The organism is Pseudomonas sp. RIT-PI-o (genome assembly GCF_001297215.1).
GTDB classification, from domain to species: domain Bacteria; phylum Pseudomonadota; class Gammaproteobacteria; order Pseudomonadales; family Pseudomonadaceae; genus Aquipseudomonas; species Aquipseudomonas moraviensis_A.
In genome coordinates this window covers 274,554-292,389 of the sequence record NZ_LHPA01000005.1, presented here as the reverse complement: position 1 = coordinate 292,389, position 17,836 = coordinate 274,554, and the positions used below count along the sequence as shown (strand labels likewise).

The window sequence follows — 17,836 nt, the reverse complement described above, 5'->3', positions numbered from 1 at the left end:
GCTGACATTATGGCGCCGAACGTCACTGCGACAAGGGCATCGCGGTTAATCATCGGTTAATCGCCGCTGCCCATTGTGCACCTCAATTGCACAGGGACAAGGCTCCTCCATGCGTCATTTTTTTCTTCTGTTTGCTTTACTGATTTCCGGTCTGGCCCAGGCCGGAAACAATCCGTTCGAGTCCAAGCCGGACTTTTTACCCGTCGACAAGGCATTCGTCCTCACCTCCGAGCGTGTGGAGTCGGGGGAAACCCAGCTGTTCTGGCAGATCACCGACGGCTACTACCTGTATCAGAAACGCTTGAAGTTCGACGGACTGGCCGCCGATCAGCAGCCAGGGTTGCCTGAAGGCGAATCCCATAGCGACGAGTTCTTCGGCGAGCAGCCGGTGTATCGCCAAGGCCTGGAAGTGAAAATCCCGGCGACGGCCAGCGGGCAGATCAAGGTCAGTTACCAGGGCTGCGCCGATGCCGGCCTGTGTTATCCACCGCAAACCCGGGTAATTGACCTGGGCGGCAAAGCCGCAGCGACAACTGGCGCTGAAGCGCCGGATCAGGCCTTGGCCAGCAGCTTGCAACAACGGGCGCTGGGCTGGAGTCTGCTGGTGTTCTTCGGCCTCGGCCTGCTGTTGGCGTTTACCCCGTGCTCACTGCCAATGCTGCCGATTCTGGCCGGGATGATCGTCGGCAGCGGCGCCACACCACGGCGCGGCTTCGCCCTGGCCAGCAGCTATGTGATCTGCATGGCGCTGGTGTATGCGGCGATGGGTGTGATTGCCGCTCTGCTCGGTGCGAACCTGCAGGCGTGGTTGCAGAATCCCTGGCTGCTCGGTGCGTTTGCGGCGATTTTCGTGGTGCTGGCATTGCCGATGTTCGGCTTCTTCGAGCTGCAGTTGCCGGTGGCGCTGCGTGATCGACTTGAACACGCTTCACGCAGCCGCAGCGGCGGCAGCCTGATCGGCGCCGGTGTGCTCGGTGCATTGTCCGGTCTGCTGGTCGGGCCGTGCATGACCGCGCCACTGGCCGGTGCGCTGCTGTACATCGCGCAAAGCGGTAACGCGTTGCACGGCGGTCTGATTCTGTTTGCACTGGGCATCGGCATCGGTGTGCCGCTGTTGCTGCTGGTCACCGTGGGCAATCGATTCCTGCCCAAACCAGGGGCGTGGATGAACCTGCTCAAGGGCATATTCGGCTTTCTCTTTCTCGCAACCGCATTGCTGATGCTGCGCCCGGTACTGGATCCGTCGTTGTGGCTGGGTCTGTGTGGCGCGCTGCTGCTGATTGCCGCCTATAGCGCCTGGAAACAGTCCGAAGGATTTGGCCGCGTCGCGCAGATGTTCGGCGCCCTGTCCCTGTTGCTCGGTTTGTGGGGCAGCTTGCTGGTGATCGGTGCGGCTGGCGGCAGTGATGATCCGTACCAGCCATTGCAGGTTTACAGCGCCGGCCGGGTCGCCAGCGCCGCACCAAGCGGTCATGACGCCTTCACCACCATCAAGGAACCGGCCGCCCTGCAACGTGAACTCGACGCCGCCAAGGCCCAAGGCCAGTGGGTACTGCTCGATTACTACGCCGACTGGTGCGTGTCGTGCAAAGTCATGGAGAAGAAGGTATTCGGCGAGGCCAAGGTCATGCAGGCACTGAGCGACGTGCGCCTGCTGCGCCTGGATGTGACCGCCGACAACGCCGCCAGCCGCGAGCTGCTCGGTCGCTATAAAGTGCCCGGGCCGCCGACTTTCATCTGGGTCGGTACTGACGGTGAAGAACGCCGCAGCCAGCGCATCACCGGCGAGGTCGATGCCGACACGTTCCTGCAACGCTGGTCCACTACCCGAGACGCCAACTGATGCTGACGTTCACCCTCGGCACTTTTGCCATCGCGCTCAACCACCTGCTGCTGATCAGTGCGCTGGCACTGGCGACATTTGTCGGCTGGCGGGTAGCCAAGCGCGGTGGCGATAACCCCGAGTCGGCGCTGTTCAGCCTGTTTTTGCTGGGCATGCTTGCGGCGCGCATTGCCTTTGTCGCGCTGTACTGGTCGCATTATCGCAATGACCCGTGGCAGATCATCGATCTGCGCGACGGTGGATTCCTCGCCTGGCCCGGGGTGATCGCTCTGCTGCTGGCGGCGTTGTATCGCGGCTGGCGTCGTCCCGGTCTGCGCCGACCGTTGGGCTTTGGTGTGGTCAGTGGCGTGGCGTTCTGGCTGCTCGCCACCCTCTCGCTGAACATCTACGAACAAGGCACGCGCCTGCCGGACATTTCCCTGCGCAATGCCGCCGGGCAAACCATCAGGCTCAGTGACTATCAGGGCGGCCCGCTGGTGATCAACCTGTGGGCCACCTGGTGCCCGCCGTGCCGGCGGGAAATGCCGGTGCTGGAAAACGCCCAGCAACAGCGCCCGGATCTGACGTTTCTGTTCGTCAATCAGGCTGAAAGCATGCAAAGCGTGGCGACGTTCCTGGAAACCCAGGGCCTGAGCCTGAACAACGTGCTGTTCGACCGCAACGGCCGTCTCGGTCAGGCCGTGGGATCCATGGCGTTACCGACTACGCTGTTCTATAGCCCGGACGGTCGCTTGCTGACCAGTCACCTCGGTGAACTGTCGAACGCCAGCCTCGCCCGCGCTCTGGAAACCTTCGACACTTCACCTTCAAGCCCGAATCAGGCCGTTGCCCCGGCCAACTCTGCAAGGAAACTGCCATGCCCCGCCTCCGCCACCTGCTGACGCTGACCCTGGGCACTGCCCTGCTGCACTTGCCGTCGGTGCAGGCTGCTGAAGAACTGCCCGCGGCGATCAAAAAGATCGAAGCCAAGGGCGCGAAAATCGTCGGCCAGTTCGACGCCCCCGATGGCCTGCGCGGGTATGCCGCGCAATACCAGAATCGCGGCATGGCGCTGTACCTGACCCCGGACGGTAAACACGTGGTAGTGGGCAACCTGTACGACGCCGACGGCAAGGACCTGAGCAGCGAGCCATTGCAAAAACTGGTTTACGCGCCGATGTCCAAGGAAGTCTGGGCCAAGTTCGAGGCGAGCAACTGGATTCAGGACGGCAACAAGGATGCGCCGCGCACGGTGTACCTGTTCAGCGACCCGAACTGCCCGTACTGCAACATGTTCTGGGAGCAGGCGCGGCCATGGGTCAAGGCCGGCAAAGTGCAGTTGCGCCACATCATGGTCGGCATCATTCGTGAAGACAGCCCGGGCAAATCCGCCGCGCTGCTGGCGGCGAAAGACCCGGCCAAGGCCCTGGAAGATCACGAAAAGGCTGGCAAGGGCAGCGCGCTCAAGGCTCTCAAAGACATTCCGGTCGCCGTGCAGAGCAAACTCGCGGCGAACATGCAATTGATGGAAGACCTGGAACTGCAGGCCACTCCGGCGATTTTCTACCTGGACGACAAAGGCGAACTGCAACAACAGCAAGGCGCGCCTTCGCCGGACAAGCTGGTGAAGATTCTCGGGCCCAAGTAGTTTTTCATCGCCTGAACCGGCCCCAATCGCGAGCAGGCTCACTCCTACAGTTGACTGCATTCCTTCAGCAAGAATGCGATACCTGTAGGAGTGAGCCTGCTCGCGATTGGATCACACGGTGTGTCTGTTGCACTCGCTCAAGAAGCCAAGCAGCGCCTCAGTCACAAACCCGGGATTCTCCAGATTGGAGATATGCCCCGCCTCCGGTACCAGCACACACGGGCAACCAATCAATTCAGCCATTTCCCGGGCTTCCGAGGGTGGTCGTGGTTTGTCCTGATCGCCGCACAGCACCAACGTGGTCGCTGCGTTGAGTTCGCCCAAACGTGGCAACAGATCGTCGCGACCAAACGTGATGCGCCCCATCGGTACGATGCTTTCGCGCAAACGCTCGGGCGAATAGTTCTGCAGTTTTGCGCGGAAGTTTTGATACACCGGCGACTGCGGGTCGATGCCCGGGCGGAAGAAGATCGGTACGACGATGTCCAGCAGTTGTTCGGAGATGGTCCCGGTGTCTTCGATCTGCTTGAACAGCGAGAAGTAATACTGCCGGGTCGGTTCCGGCTCGACGCCGACGTAGGTGTCCATCAGCACCAGACCGTTGAGACGTTGCGGCGCGGCCAGTGCCAGGCGCGTGCCCCACATGCCGCCGACCGATAGCCCGGCGAGGGTGACGCGGTCGATGTCCAGATGATCGAGCAAGGCCTGCGCCTGAAGGGCGATGTCGTCCAGCGATGTGGTGCCTTCAGGTAACTTGCCGGACTCGCCATGCCCCCACAGATCCAGGGCAATGACGCGATAGTGCGGGGTCAGCGCGGCGATCTGCGGCGCCCACATGGCCTGATCCCAGAGATAACTGCCAGCGAGCAACACGGCCGGGCCGGTGCCTTGATCAATGTAGTGCAGTGCTTGTCCGTCAACCGTGAAAAAGGGCATCGACCACCTCCGCGAGAAAAAACAGAACCGGCAGACTGAGCTGCCGGTTGTTGACCGTCAAGGGTGGAAATGTACAGTCATGTACCGTTGATTTGTGTTGAATCCACCGACGCCATCGCGAGCAGGCTCACTCCTACAATTGGAATGCATTTCAACTGTAGGAGTGAGCCTGCTCGCGATGGGGCCAGTACAAACCCTAGAGAACTAAAGCCCCTCCAACTCCGCCATCAGATCATTCAACCGATCCACCTTCTCCTCGGTAATATCACTGGCCGCCAATCCATCGATGTACTCAGCCAGTTCCTCTACCGTGCTGCACTCGAACATCGCGCGCAGCGGCACGTTGCGTTGCAGGGCTTTCTGCACCCGCGATGCAATTTGCGTCGCCAGCAAGGAATGCCCGCCGAGTTCGAAGAAGTTGTCGCGCACGCCGACCTTTTCCACCTTCAACACCTCGGCCCAGATATCAGCCAGGGTCTGCTCCAGCTCGTTGCGCGGGGCGAGATAATCCTCGCTCTGCAATTGACCGATCTCCAGCGCCGGCAGGGCTTTGCGGTCGAGTTTGCCGTTGGCATTGAGCGGCATCTGCTGCAGCCACAGCCAGTGCAGCGGCACCATGTATTCCGGCAGTTCGGCGCGCAGGCGCTGCTTGATCCGTTCAAGGCGTTCGCCCGGATTGAGCGCTGCATCGGCAGCAACCAGATAACCCACCAGATGCTTGCCGTTGACGCCTTCCTGCACGCCAACCGCAGCGTCGCGCACTTCCGGCTGTTCATGCAGGCGCGCTTCGATTTCACCAAGTTCGATGCGGAAGCCGCGAATCTTCACCTGATGATCGACGCGGCCGACGTATTCCAGCACGCCGTCAGCGCGGCGCCGCGCCAGGTCGCCGGTACGGTACAGACGCTCGCCCGGCGCGCCGAACGGATTCGGCACGAACACTGGCGCGGTGCGCAGCGGATCACTGACGTAGCCGCGTCCGACACCGGTGCCGGCCACGCACAGTTCACCCACCGCGCCCAGCGGTACCAGATCCAGCGCACCATCGAGCAGATAGAGCAAGTTGTTGTCGGTCGGCGTGCCGATCGGCAAATAACTGCCGCGCGTCGAGGCCAGGTCAACGCGGAAGAACGCCACGTCGTCGGAACATTCCGCCGGGCCATAAGCATTGACCAGACCGATGTCCGGGTAACGCAGCAGCCATTGATGCGCCAGTTCGGGCGGCATCGCTTCGCCGGTCGGCAGCATCCAGCGCAGACCGTCGAGGCTCATGTGGTCAGCGCCGAGCATGCCCTGGATCAGCGAGGGCACACTCTCCAGCACGGTGATGCCCTGCGCCTGCACATGCGCCAGCAGACCTTGCGGATCGTGTGCGATGGTGTTCGGCACGATGTCGACCCGCGCGCCGAACAACGGCGCGGCGAGGAACTGCCAGACGGAAATGTCGAAGCTTTGCGAAGCGGTCTGCGCGATCACGTCGGCCTCGCTCAAGCCGAGGTACGGGCGTTTGCTCAACTGGTTGTTGAGCATGCCGCGCTGCTCGACCATCACGCCTTTTGGCAGACCGGTCGAACCCGAGGTGTAGATCACATAAGCGAGGTTATCCGGGCTGCTGTGAATGCCGGGATTCTCAGTCGCCGTCCCCGATACCTGCACCTCTTCCCACACCAGCAGGCGCGGAAGATTCGAACAGCCAAACTCCTCAAGCAAACTCTGCGCCTGTTCAAGGCAGGCGGCGCTGCATACCAGCAATGGCGTGCGGCTCATCTCGATGATGCGGCTCAGGCGCTGGCTCGGCAGGCCCGGGTCCAGCGGCAGGTAACCGGCGCCGGCCTTGAAGCTGCCGATGATCATGCCGAGCAGGTCGAGATTACGCTCGGCCAGCAGCGCCACCGGTTGATCCATGCGCACCCCGGCGGCGATCAGCGCATGACCCAGGCGGTTGGCGTTGTGATTCAGCTCGGCATAGCTCAATTGCTGATCGAGGCAACTGGCGGCAATGCGCTGCGGATGCGCCGCGACCTGCGCTTCGAACAGCGCCACGTAGCTTTGCTCCAGCGGATAGTCGTGGCCGCTCTGGTTGCAGCCGTGCAGGAGGAAATCGCGTTCTTCGTCGCCCAGCAGCGGCAAGTCGGCCATGTCGCCATGAAAGCCGTCCACCAGTGCCAGCAGCAACCGCTTGAACTCAGCGAGCATGCGCTCGACCGTCGACTCGTCGAAATAACGCTGGTCATACGACAGGTGCAAACCAAGGTCATCGCCCGGGTAGCACACCGCTGTCAGCGGGAAGTTGGTGTGGGTCCGGCCGGAATCCGAGGTCGCGTTCAAGCTCTGTGCACGATCCAGCACCGAGACTTCCACCGGAGCGTTTTCGAACACGAACAGGCTGTCGAACAGCGGCTGGCCTTTGGGCAATTCGCTCTGTTCCTGGATGTTCACCAGCGGCAGGTATTCGTACTCGCGCAGTTGCATGTTGCTGTCGAGCAACGCGCTGAGCCACTGGCGCACGCTGCTGCGCTGATCGTCCGCAGGCATCTTCACCCGCAGGGCGATGCTGTTGATGAACAGGCCGACGGTGCGCTGCATTTCCGGCATGTCCACCGGGCGCCCGGCCACGGTCACGCCGAAGAGCACGTCGCGATCACCGCTCAAGCGTCGCAGAACCAGAGCCCACGCCGCCTGGGCAAAGGTGTTGACGGTCAATTGATGGGCCTGCGCCAGCTCGCGGAGCCGCGCACCGTCCTCGACATTCAGGCGGGTGTAGCGGTCGCCGACGATCATGCCGCCGCTTTCACCGGCATGCTCGCGCAGGAAAGGCCGGTCGCTCGGGATCGGCGTGGTGCGCTCGAAGCCCTGCAGATTCTGCCGCCACCACTGCCGCGCTTCGGCCAGGCTCTGCCGTTGCAGCCAGCCGATGTAATCGCGATAACGCGGCGGCACGCTCAACTGCGCTTCACGACCTTCGCCGAGGGCGGTGTAGATCTCGAAGAAATCGTTCATCAGCAGCGAACGGCACCAGGCGTCGATGAGGATGTGGTGGTTGCTCATCATGAACCAGTAGCGCGCCGCGCCGACCTTGATCAGGCGCAGGTGGAACGGCGCCTGATTGAGCAGATCGAAACCGGCCTCGCGCTCGCTTTTCAGCAGCGCTTGCAGTTTCGGTTCCTGCTCGGGTTCGGCGACGGCGCTCCAGTCCAGATACTCGATCGGCGTGCGACCCGGGGTGTGAATCACTTGCAGCATGTCTTCGCCGACGTTCCAGCAGAACGAGGCGCGCAACGCTTCGTGACGCGCGACCACCGCTTGCCAGGCCTGGGCGAAACGCTCGGGATCGAGTTCGCTGTTGATGCGATAACGATCCTGCATGTAATACAGACCGGTGCCCGGTTCCAGCAGGGTGTGCAGGAGCATGCCCTCCTGCATCGGCGTCAGCGGATAGACATCTTCGATGTGTGCGGCCGGCACCGGCAAGGCGTCGAGTTGCGTCTGGGTCAGTTTTGCCAGCGGGAAGTCCGACGGCGTCAGACCGCCGGCCCCGTCCTGCAGGCAATGTTCGATCAGGCTTTGCAGCTCACCGACGTAAGCATCGGCCAGATCGTGGATGGTCTGCGCGTCATAACGCTCGGCGCTGAAGGTCCAGCGCAGGAGCAATTCGCCGCCATACACCTGACTGTCGACGCTCAGCTCGTTCGGCAACGGCGCCTGTGGGTCGTGGGCGGCACCGACCGGCTCATCGAGCGGACGGAACAGCGCATCGCTGGCAAAACTCTGGTCGAACTGGCCGAGGTAATTGAAGGTGATCGGCGCGCTCGGCAGCGTAGCCATGCTCTGCCGGCAACCGTCATCGGCGAGATAGCGCAGCACACCATAACCGAGACCTTTGTGCGACACGGCGCGCAGTTGTTCCTTGATCGCCTTGATCGAAGCGCCCTGCCCGGCGGCCTCTTCGATGGTGAACGGAGTCAGGCGCAGCGGGTAGGCGCTGGTGAACCAGCCGACCGTGCGGGTCAGGTCGATCTCGTCGAACAGGGTTTCGCGACCGTGACCTTCCAGTTGAATCAGTGCCGACGGCTGGCCGCTCCAGCGGCACAGCACGCGGGCCAGTGCGGTCAGCAGCAGGTCGTTGACCTGGGTGCGGTACGCGCTCGGCGCCTGTTGCAGCAACTGCCGGGTACGCTCGGCATCGAGGCGCACGCTGACGGTTTGCGCATGACGATTCTGCCCGCCGCCCTGCGGATTCTCGCAAGGCAGGTCAGCGCTCGAGCCGGCCAGTTGCGCTTGCCACCAGCTCAATTCTTCACGTAGAGATTCGCTGCCAGCGTAGGCCTGCAAACGCGCGGCCCAGTCCTTGAAGGCGCTGGTTTTCGCCGGCAGTTTCAGCGGCTGCGCAGCGTCGAGTTGGCGATACGCCGTTTGCAGATCGTCGAGCAACACGCGCCAGGAAACACCGTCGACCACCAAGTGGTGGATGGCGATAAACAGGCGTTGCTGATCATCAGCGACATCGACCAGCACCGCGCGCAGCAACGGGCCATTGTGCAGGTGCAGGCTGCGTTGCGCGTCGGCGAACAGGCCTTCGCACTGTTCCAGCGAATCGACGCTGGATTGCCACAGCACATCCTCATCCGTCAGCGCTTGATGCGTTGCTCGCCATACGCCATCGGTTTCGCTGAAACGCAGACGCAGTGCATCGTGCTGCTCGATCACCGCCAGCAAAGCCTGGCGTAAACGTTGCGGCGCGAGCGGCACAGTCGGTTCCAGCAACAGCGCCTGATTCCAGTGCTGACGCTCGGGGATATCCGTATCGAAGAACCAGTGCTGAATCGGTGTCAGACGCGACTCGCCGTCGACCAGACCTTGCTCGGCAGTCACTTGCTGCGTGCGACTGGCAACTGCAGCGAGCGTCTGCACGGTCTGATGCTGGAACAGATCACGCGGGCTGAAGTGAATACCCTGCTGACGCGCGCGGCTGACCACTTGAATCGACAGAATCGAATCACCGCCAAGTTCGAAGAAGTTATCGCTGAGACCGACCTGCCTGACGTTGAGCACATCGCACCAGATCTGCGCCAGGGTCTGCTCCAGCGCGTTGCTTGGCGCGACGTAGTCCTGCCGATTGAGCTGCGGATCCGGTGCCGGCAAGGCGCGGCGGTCGAGTTTGCCGTTGGCGGTCAGCGGCATGCTCGCTAGCAGTATGAGGTGGGTCGGCACCATGTAATCCGGCAGTTGCGCCTTGAGGTGAGTCTTCAGTGCCTCGCGCAGTTCCGCTTGTTGCGCCTGATTTTGCTCGGCTACGTCGGTCACCAGGTAACCCACCAGTTGCTTGCCACTCGGTGCGTCCAGCGCCAGCACTACGGCTTCGCGGATCAAAGGGTGATCGAGCAGGCGCGTTTCGATTTCGCCCAGCTCGATACGGAAACCACGGATCTTCACCTGATGGTCGATCCGGCCCAGATACTCGACCAGACCATCGGCACGCTGGCGCACCAGGTCGCCGGTGCGATACATGCGTCCGCCATCAGCGGCAAACGGGTCAGCGACGAAACGCTCGGCGGTGATGCCCGGACGGTCGTGATAGGCCTGGGCCAGACCGGCGCCGCCAATGAACAGTTCACCGGTCGCACCTTGCGGCACCAACGCCAGGTCGGCGTCGAGAATGTACGCGACCCGCGCGCCGATCACGCTGCCGATCGGCACACTGCCGGCGCCCTCTTCCAGCACCTGCGGCGCCAGACTGGCCAGCGGCATGACCACGGTTTCGGTCGGGCCGTAGGCGTTGAAGAACTGCGCCGGTTGGAACGCCGCGCGGATGCGCTGCAGATGCTCGCCGGTCAGCGCTTCGCCGCCGGTGATGATCATCCGCACCGGCAGGACTTGGTTCTGCGTGGCGAGAAACTGCGCCAACTGGCTGCCGTAGCTTGGCGTGAAGCCAAGGACGTTGATTCGATGCGTACGAATCAAACCGCAGATTTCTTCCGCGTCCCATTGGCCCTGCGCCCGCAACACCACCTGCGCACCGCTGAGCAGCGGCACCAGCAGACGTTCGGTGGCGGCGTCGAAGTTGATCGAATAGAAATGCAGTTCACAGTCGTCCGGGCGCATGCCGAAGCGTTCGATCACGGCCTGGCAGTGCATGGCGATTTCGCCGTGGGAGACCACCACGCCTTTCGGTTTGCCGGTCGAGCCCGAGGTGTAAATCAGATAAGCCTGATGTTGCGGCAGGCTGATAAACGGCAACTCGCTGGCCGGGTAGTCGGCCAACCCGGCGCTGTCATCTTCCAGGCACCAGCGCGCCACGCTTGGCGGCAACTCGCCGAGGGCTTCGAACATCGCCCGATCGCTGAGCAGCAGGCCGATGCGACTGTCTTCGATCATGTAGTGCAGACGATCAAGCGGGTATTCCGGATCCAGCGGCACATAGGCGCCGCCAGCCTTGAGAATCGCCAGCAGGCCGATGACCATTTCCAGCGAACGCTCCAGCGCCAGACCCACCCGCACTTGCGGGCCGACCCCGCGTTCGCGCAGCGCCCAGGCCAAGCGATTGGCGCGGGCATCGAGCTCGGTGTAGCTCAGGGTCTGCCCGGCGAAGGTCAGCGCTGGCGCGTCTTTGCGCGCCAGTGCCTGTTCGGCAAACAGATGATGGATGCACTGATCGAGACGATGCTCGCCCGGCTCGATGCCGAGGCTGTCGAGCAGTTGCTGTTGCTCAGGCTGATCGAGCAACGGCAATTCGCTGAGCCGTTGCTGCGGATTGGCGATCAACGCTTCAAGCAGGTTGCGCCAATGCCTGGCCATGCGCGCGATGGTCGGTTCGTCGAACAGATCGGTGCTGTAGGTCAGGCAGCAACCGAGGCGATGGTCGAGGTCGGTGACTTCCAGATTGAGGTCGAACTTGGTCGCCCGCGCATCGTTGGCCAGATACTCGACGGTCATGCCGGCCAGCGTGCGGCTCTGCTGGAACTCCCAGCGCTGGACGTTGCACATCACCTGGAACAGCGGGTTGTAAGCGGCGCTGCGCGTCGGCTGCAAGGCTTCGACCAGATGATCGAACGGCAGATCCTGATGGGACTGGCCTTCGATCACCGTGTGGCGCACTTGCTCGAACAATTCGCCGACCGACATCTGCCCGTCGAGCTGGCAACGCAGCACCTGGGTGTTGAGGAACGCACCGATCAGCCCTTCGCTTTCCGGGCGGATGCGGTTGGCCACCGGCGCGCCGATGCGCAGGTCGGTCTGGCCGCTGTAGCGGTAGAGCAACGTGGCGAGTGCGGCAGTCATGGTCATGAACAGGGTCAGACCGTTTAGCCCGTTGAACGCCCGCACCCGCGCGGCGAGATCGTCGCTCAGATCGAAACGGAACAGCTCGCCCTGGTGGCTTTGCACCGGTGGACGCGGACGGTCGCCGGGCAATTCCAGCAGCGGATGTTCGCGACCTAGTTGTGCAGTCCAATAGTCGAGTTGGCGCTGACGCTCGCCGGATTCCAGCCACTGGCGCTGCCAGACGCTGTAGTCGAGGTATTGCACCGGCAGCGGTTCAAGCGGTGATTCGCGCTCATCGACGAACGCTTCGTACAACGCGCTGAGTTCACGGGCAAAGATGTCCATCGCCCAGCCTTCGGTGACGATGTGGTGCAGGGTCAGAACGAAGTAATGCTCGTGCTCGGCAGTCTTGACCAGACAGGCGCGCAGCAGCGGGCCGGTTTCCAGGTCGAACGGCTGGTGCGCTTCTGCATCGGCCAGTTGCTGGACTTGTTGTTCACGCACAGCCGCCGGCAGGCTGGAGAAATCCTTCCAGCCCATGCGCACGCCGGTCTCGGCATGCACCTGCTGGCGGGCGACACCGTCGACACTTGGGAACGTTGTGCGCAGGGTTTCGTGACGCAGGATCAGCGCCTGCAACGCGGCCTCGAAATGCTCGACATGCAGCACGCCACGCAGGCGCGCCATGCCACCGACGTTGTACGCCGGGCTGTCCGGTTCCATCTGCCAGAGGAACCACATGCGCTGCTGCGAATAGGACAACGGCACCGCTTGGCTGCGATCGACTTTGCCGATCGGCAACTGTTGGTTGGTGCGGCCGCTGGCCTGGATCTGGCGGATCTGTTCGGCGTAATCGCCCAGTTCGCTGTGCTCGAACAGCGTGCGCAGCGGCAGTTCGACGTCACAGGCCTGACGTGTGCGGGAGATGATCTGAGTGGCCAGCAGCGAGTGACCGCCGAGGGCAAAGAAATCGTCGCTCAGGCCAATCTGATTGAGGCTGAGCACTTCACGCCAGATGGCTGCGATTTGTTGCTCCAGTTCGCTGACCGGTTCGACGTGTTCACGCACCTGCCATTGCGGTTCAGGCAAGGCGCGGCGGTCGAGTTTGCCGCTGGGGCTCAGCGGCATCGCGTCGAGGCGCAGCAGTTGCGCCGGGACCATGTACTCCGGCAGCTCGGCGGCCAAGGCGACTTTCAGGCGAGCGATTTGCTCATCGGCATCTTCAGGCAAATCGGTTGTCGTGAAGTAGCCGATCAGTTGCCCACCGGCAGCGGTTTCGCGCACCAGCACCACGGCTTGGGCGACGCCCTCCTGAGCGAGCAGCCGCGCCTGGATTTCTTCCGGCTCAACCCGAAAGCCGCGCAGCTTGACCTGCTGATCGAGACGGCCGAGGTATTCGATCACACCGTCGGACGTCCAGCGCGCACGGTCGCCAGTACGGTACAAGCGGGCGCCCTGCTCGCCCGATGGATCGACGACAAAACGTTCAGCGGTCAACGCCGGACGGCCGAGATAGCCACGGGCCAGACCGCTGCCGCTGATGCACAGCTCACCCGGCACTCCCGCTGGAACCGGGTTGAGATCGGCATCGAGGATGCGGCAGATCACGTTGCCCAGCGGCCGGCCAATCGGCGAGCGCTCGCCATCGGCGCTGGTGCAATGCCAGTGCGTGACGTTGATCGCAGTTTCAGTCGGGCCGTAACGGTTGTGCAGTTGCACCGCCGGTAGTTGCGCGAGGACACGATTGCGCAGTTCGGCCGGCAGTGCTTCACCGCCGGAGAATACCCGACGCAGGCTGGTGCATTCGGCGCTCAGCGGTTCATCTATGAACAGCGAGAGCAGCGGCGGCACAAAGTGCAGCGTGGTCACGCCATGTTCTTGAACCAGTTGCGCGATGCGATGGGGATCGCGGTGTTCGCCGGGGCCGGCAATCAGCAGACGCGCGCCAGTGATCAGCGGCCAGAAGCATTCCCACACCGAGACATCGAAACTGATCGGCGCTTTTTGCATCAGCACGTCGGTTTCATCGAGGGCGTAGGTGTTCTGCATCCATTGCAGGCGCTCGGCCAGCGCTGCGTGGGTATTGCCGACGCCTTTCGGTTGCCCGGTGGAACCCGAGGTGTAAATCACGTAGGCGAGATTGTCGCCGTGCAAATGCAGGCCCGGTGCATGGCTCGGCCATTTTTCCAGGTGCAACGCGTCCATGGCGATCACACTGACACCGTCGCTGGCTGGCAGGCGCTCAAGCAGTTCGGTCTGGGTCAGGAGCAGTTCGACGCCACTGTCGCTGAGCATGTACGCGAGGCGCTCGGCCGGATATTCCGGATCAAGCGGCACATAGGCGCCGCCAGCCTTGATGATCGCCAGCAGACCGATCAGCAGTTGCGGCGAACGCTCGGCGGCGATGGCCACGCACACGTCCGGGCCGACGCCTTTGTCGCGCAGGTAATGGGCGAGCCGGTTGGCTTGCGCGTGCAGCTCGGCAAAATCCAGGCTACCGGTCTCCCACGCCAGCGCGGTGCGGTGCGGGGTTTTATGCAGTTGCTGGTCGAGCAGCTCCGGCAGCCACTGTTGCGCCGCGGTGCACGGTGCGACGCTCCAGTCCTTCTGCTGGTGTTGCTCGCTGGCGGTCAACAGGCGCAGATCGCCGATGGCCTGCTGAGGCCGTTCGCAGACTTCGCTGAGCAGATTGTGGAAATGCTCGGCCAGTCGCTCGATGGTCGCGGCGTCGAACAGTTCGCTGGCGTAGTCGAACGACAAGCTCAGACGTCCGTTGCGGTCTTCTTCACTGTGCAATTGCAGATCGAACTTGGCCTCGCGGCTGTGCCACGACAGCTCTTCGGCGAGCAGACCGGGCAAGCGCTTGAGTGCACCGAGGTCGCGCTGCTGATGGTTGAACATGACCTGGAACAGACCCTGTTCGCGGGCCTGCGGGAAGGCTTCAAGCAGTTGCTCGAAGGGCAGATCCTGATTGTCCTGGGCGCCGAGTGCGGCCTGGCGGGTCTGGCTCAGCAACTCGGCAAACGGCAGGCGCGAATCGACGTGTGCACGCAATACCTGGGTGTTGATGAAGAAGCCGATCAGGCCTTGGGTTTCCAGGCGCGGACGGTTGGCATTGGGTACGCCGATGCGAATGTCGCGCTGACCGCTGTAGCGGTGCAGCAGGCTCTGCAACGCGGCGAGCAGAAGCATGAACGGCGTGGCTTGGTGCGCCTGCGCGGTCTGGCGGATCGCCTCGCTGAGCTGGGCACTCAGGCGCACGCTGTGGCGCGCAGCGCTGTGGTTTAGTCTGGCCGAGCGGGGATGATCGGTAGCCAGCTCCAGTGTCGGATGCTCATCGCCCAACTGCGCTTTCCAGTACGCCAGTTGCCGCTCGCCCTCGCCTTGCGCCAGCCATTGCCGCTGCCAGTTGCCGTAGTCGGCGTATTGCGTGGGCAGCACTGCCAGGTTTGCCGTTGTACCCTGCGCAGCGGCGGCGTAGAGGCGCGAGAACTCGTCGAGGAGAATATTCAGCGACCAGCCGTCGGCGATGATGTGGTGCATCGTCACCAGCAGTTGATGTTCTTCATCGTCGAGACGCACCAGGGTCACCCACAGCAACGGGCCTTTTTCCAGGTCGAACCGAGTGCGCGCCTGGTCTTCGCGAATCTGCTCGGCCCGGGCTTCACGCTCGGCCGCTGGCAGGTCGCTGATGTCGATCAGTTGCAGATTGAATTCGGCGGCGGCGAGCACTTGCTGCAATGCCACACCGTCGCGTTCGAAGAAACGCGTGCGCAGGGATTCGTGGCGTTCGATCAGTTGCTGGAAGCTGCTGCGCACGGCGTCTTCGTCCAGCTCCCCACGCAGGCGCAGGCCACCGGGAATGTTGTAGGCGCTGCTGTGCGGGTCGAGCTGCCAGGTGATCCACAGACGATTTTGTGCCAGCGACTGCGGCATCGCCTCGCTGCGCGACAGCGCGGTGATAGCACCCTGCGCGCTGCCACCGTCCTGTTGTTGCTGCGCCACAGCGGCGGCGAAGGCGGACAAGGTGGGGGCTTCGAACAGCAGGCGCAGGCTCAGCGCCACACCGAATTTTTCGCGAACCCGCGCGACCACTTGCGTCGCGGCGATCGAGTTGCCGCCGAGCAGGAAGAAGTGATCGTCGGCGTTGACCTGCTTGACGTTGAGGTGCTCGGCCCAGACTTGCCCGATCAACGTTTCAAGCTCCGAAGTGCTACGGGTCGCAGTCTGGGTTTCGGCAGCGGTCGACGGGAACAGCGCATAGCTGTCGAGGCTGCCCTCGGCCAGACGATTGCGGCATGCCGAGCGCTGCAGTTTGCCGCTGGAGGTTTTCGGCAACGCGCCCGGATTGAGCAGCACCACCACGCTTGGGGCTTGCTGATACGCCTCGGCGACGGCTTGGCGAATGGCTTTGATCAGCGCTTGCGGCGGGAGGATTTTCTGCACGCTGCGGCTGATTTCTGCGGCGATGCCAATGCCCTCTTCACCGTCGTCAGTGACTGCGAAGGCTGCGACGCGGCCCTTGCGCACGACTTCGACTTCGCGTTCGACGGTCTGCTCGATGTCCTGCGGATAGAGGTTGTGCCCGCGGACGATGAGCATGTCTTTCAGACGCCCGGTGACGAACAATTCGCCGTCACGGACAAAGCCCAGATCACCGGTGCGCAGCCAGGTGCGGCCGGCGTGCTGAACGAAGGTCTTGGCGCTGGCTTCGGGATTGCGCCAGTAGCCGTGGGCAATGCTCGGGCCGGCGGCCCAGACTTCACCGACCGCGTTGTCCGCCAGTTCCTTGAGCGTATTCGGTTCGACGATCAGCACCGCGTGTTCCGGCTGGCTGGTGCCACAGCTCATGATCGCGCTGCCGTCGCCCGGCTCGGCGCGGGTTTGTGCCAGCGCCTGATCGTTCACGCGCAGCGCCGGGATGCCGTTGCCGCGCGGCGTGCCGGCGACAAACAGGGTCGCCTCGGCCAAACCGTCCGAAGCCATGAAACTCTGTTCACTGAAACCGCAGGCAGCGAATTTCTCGGCAAAGCGTTCAAGGGTATCGAGGCGGATCGGCTCGGCGCCGGAATAGGCCACGCGCCAACGGCTCAGATCGAGGCGTTCCAGCGCCGATTCGCTGACCCGCTCGCTGCACAGGCGGTAGGCGAAATCCGGCCCGCCGCTGATGGTGCCGCCGTATTCGGCGATCGCTTCCAGCCAGCGCAATGGCCGGCCGAGGAAGTATGCCGGCGACATCAGAATGCACGGCACGCCGCTGAAGATCGGCTGCAGCAGGCCGCCGATCAATCCCATGTCGTGATACAGCGGCAACCAGCTGACGATGACGTCGTCCGGGTTGACGTCGATGCCGAAACCGTGACGGATCAGCAGTTCGTTGGCGACCAGATTGCCGTGGCTGACTTGCACGCCCTTGGGCAGCGCGGTGGAGCCGGAGGTGTATTGCAGGAAGGCGATGTGCTCGGGCGGCAGGCTCGGCTCAACCCAGCGCTCGGCCAGTGCGCTGTCGAGGGTGTCGACGCACAACAGCGGCGGCGCGCCCTCGATTTGCTGCAAGGCATCGCGCAGGTCGGCGCTGGTCAGCAACAGCCTGGGCTCGGCGTCGGCGATGATCGACAGCAAGCGTTCCTGATGGTGACGCCGGGCGGATTCCGGCGGATAGGCCGGCACCGCAATCACACCGGCATACAGGCAGCCGAAAAACGCCGCGACGTAATCCGCGCCACTGGGGAACAGCAGCACCGCGCGCTCACCGAAACCGGCCTCGGCCTGCAATGCAGCGGCGATGGCGCGCGCGCGTTGATCCAGTTCGCGATAGCTGAGCACCACAGCCTGCTCAGGGTTTTCGGCGAGAAAACGCAAGGCCAGTCGGTCCGGCGTCAGGGCCGCACGACGCTTGAGGGCATGGACCAGGGTGCTGGGGAGTTCGAACGCGTCGGTCATGAGGTTTCCTGCCTGAATTCGGCTTGCAAGTGGAATCGGGTGGCTGCGTCACGCCTGTCGAGAGGCGTGCAGGGCGCGGTCTGTGCCGACCGCGCAAGGCATCGGAATGCGCTGTGGCCGGGGATCAACACCCGGAACCATTCACCAATGAGAACGGATGACGTCTTGAAATAATTAGTCGGCAGGCTCGACGTTCAACGGGGCCAGGCTGCGGCAGCGTGTCGCAG

Annotated in this window: 5 protein-coding genes; 3 read left to right on the top strand and 2 right to left on the bottom strand. The window is 63.1% G+C overall.

Annotated elements, in window-relative coordinates; translation table 11 throughout:
* Positions 1–109: 109 nt before the first annotated feature.
* From dsbD to dsbG, 3 genes are read left to right on the top strand one after another with little or no spacing between them, the layout of a single operon-like run.
* Positions 110–1,843, top strand: coding sequence for a protein-disulfide reductase DsbD (dsbD, locus tag AEQ63_RS01885; RefSeq protein WP_064361572.1), 1,734 nt, complete (start codon positions 110–112; stop codon positions 1,841–1,843).
* Entirely contained in the window at positions 1,843–2,724 is an 882-nt protein-coding gene (locus tag AEQ63_RS01880; protein WP_064361571.1) for a TlpA disulfide reductase family protein, read from the top strand. The genes dsbD and AEQ63_RS01880 overlap by 1 nt, the downstream gene beginning before the upstream one ends.
* Complete coding sequence (gene dsbG, locus AEQ63_RS01875) at positions 2,700–3,470, top strand: thiol:disulfide interchange protein DsbG (RefSeq protein WP_064361570.1); 771 nt, start codon at positions 2,700–2,702, stop codon at positions 3,468–3,470. The genes AEQ63_RS01880 and dsbG overlap by 25 nt, the downstream gene beginning before the upstream one ends.
* Positions 3,471–3,581: 111 nt before the next feature.
* On the opposite strand, the gene AEQ63_RS01870 is transcribed toward dsbG, so the two are convergent.
* Complete coding sequence (locus AEQ63_RS01870) at positions 3,582–4,406, bottom strand: alpha/beta fold hydrolase (RefSeq protein ID WP_064361569.1); 825 nt, start codon at positions 4,404–4,406, stop codon at positions 3,582–3,584.
* Between the two features lie 204 nt (positions 4,407–4,610).
* The gene (locus AEQ63_RS01865) at positions 4,611–17,609 is read right to left on the bottom strand and encodes a non-ribosomal peptide synthetase (protein ID WP_064361568.1); all 12,999 of its coding nucleotides are present in this window, start codon (positions 17,607–17,609) and stop codon (positions 4,611–4,613) included.
* Between the last annotated feature and the right edge of the window lie 227 nt (positions 17,610–17,836).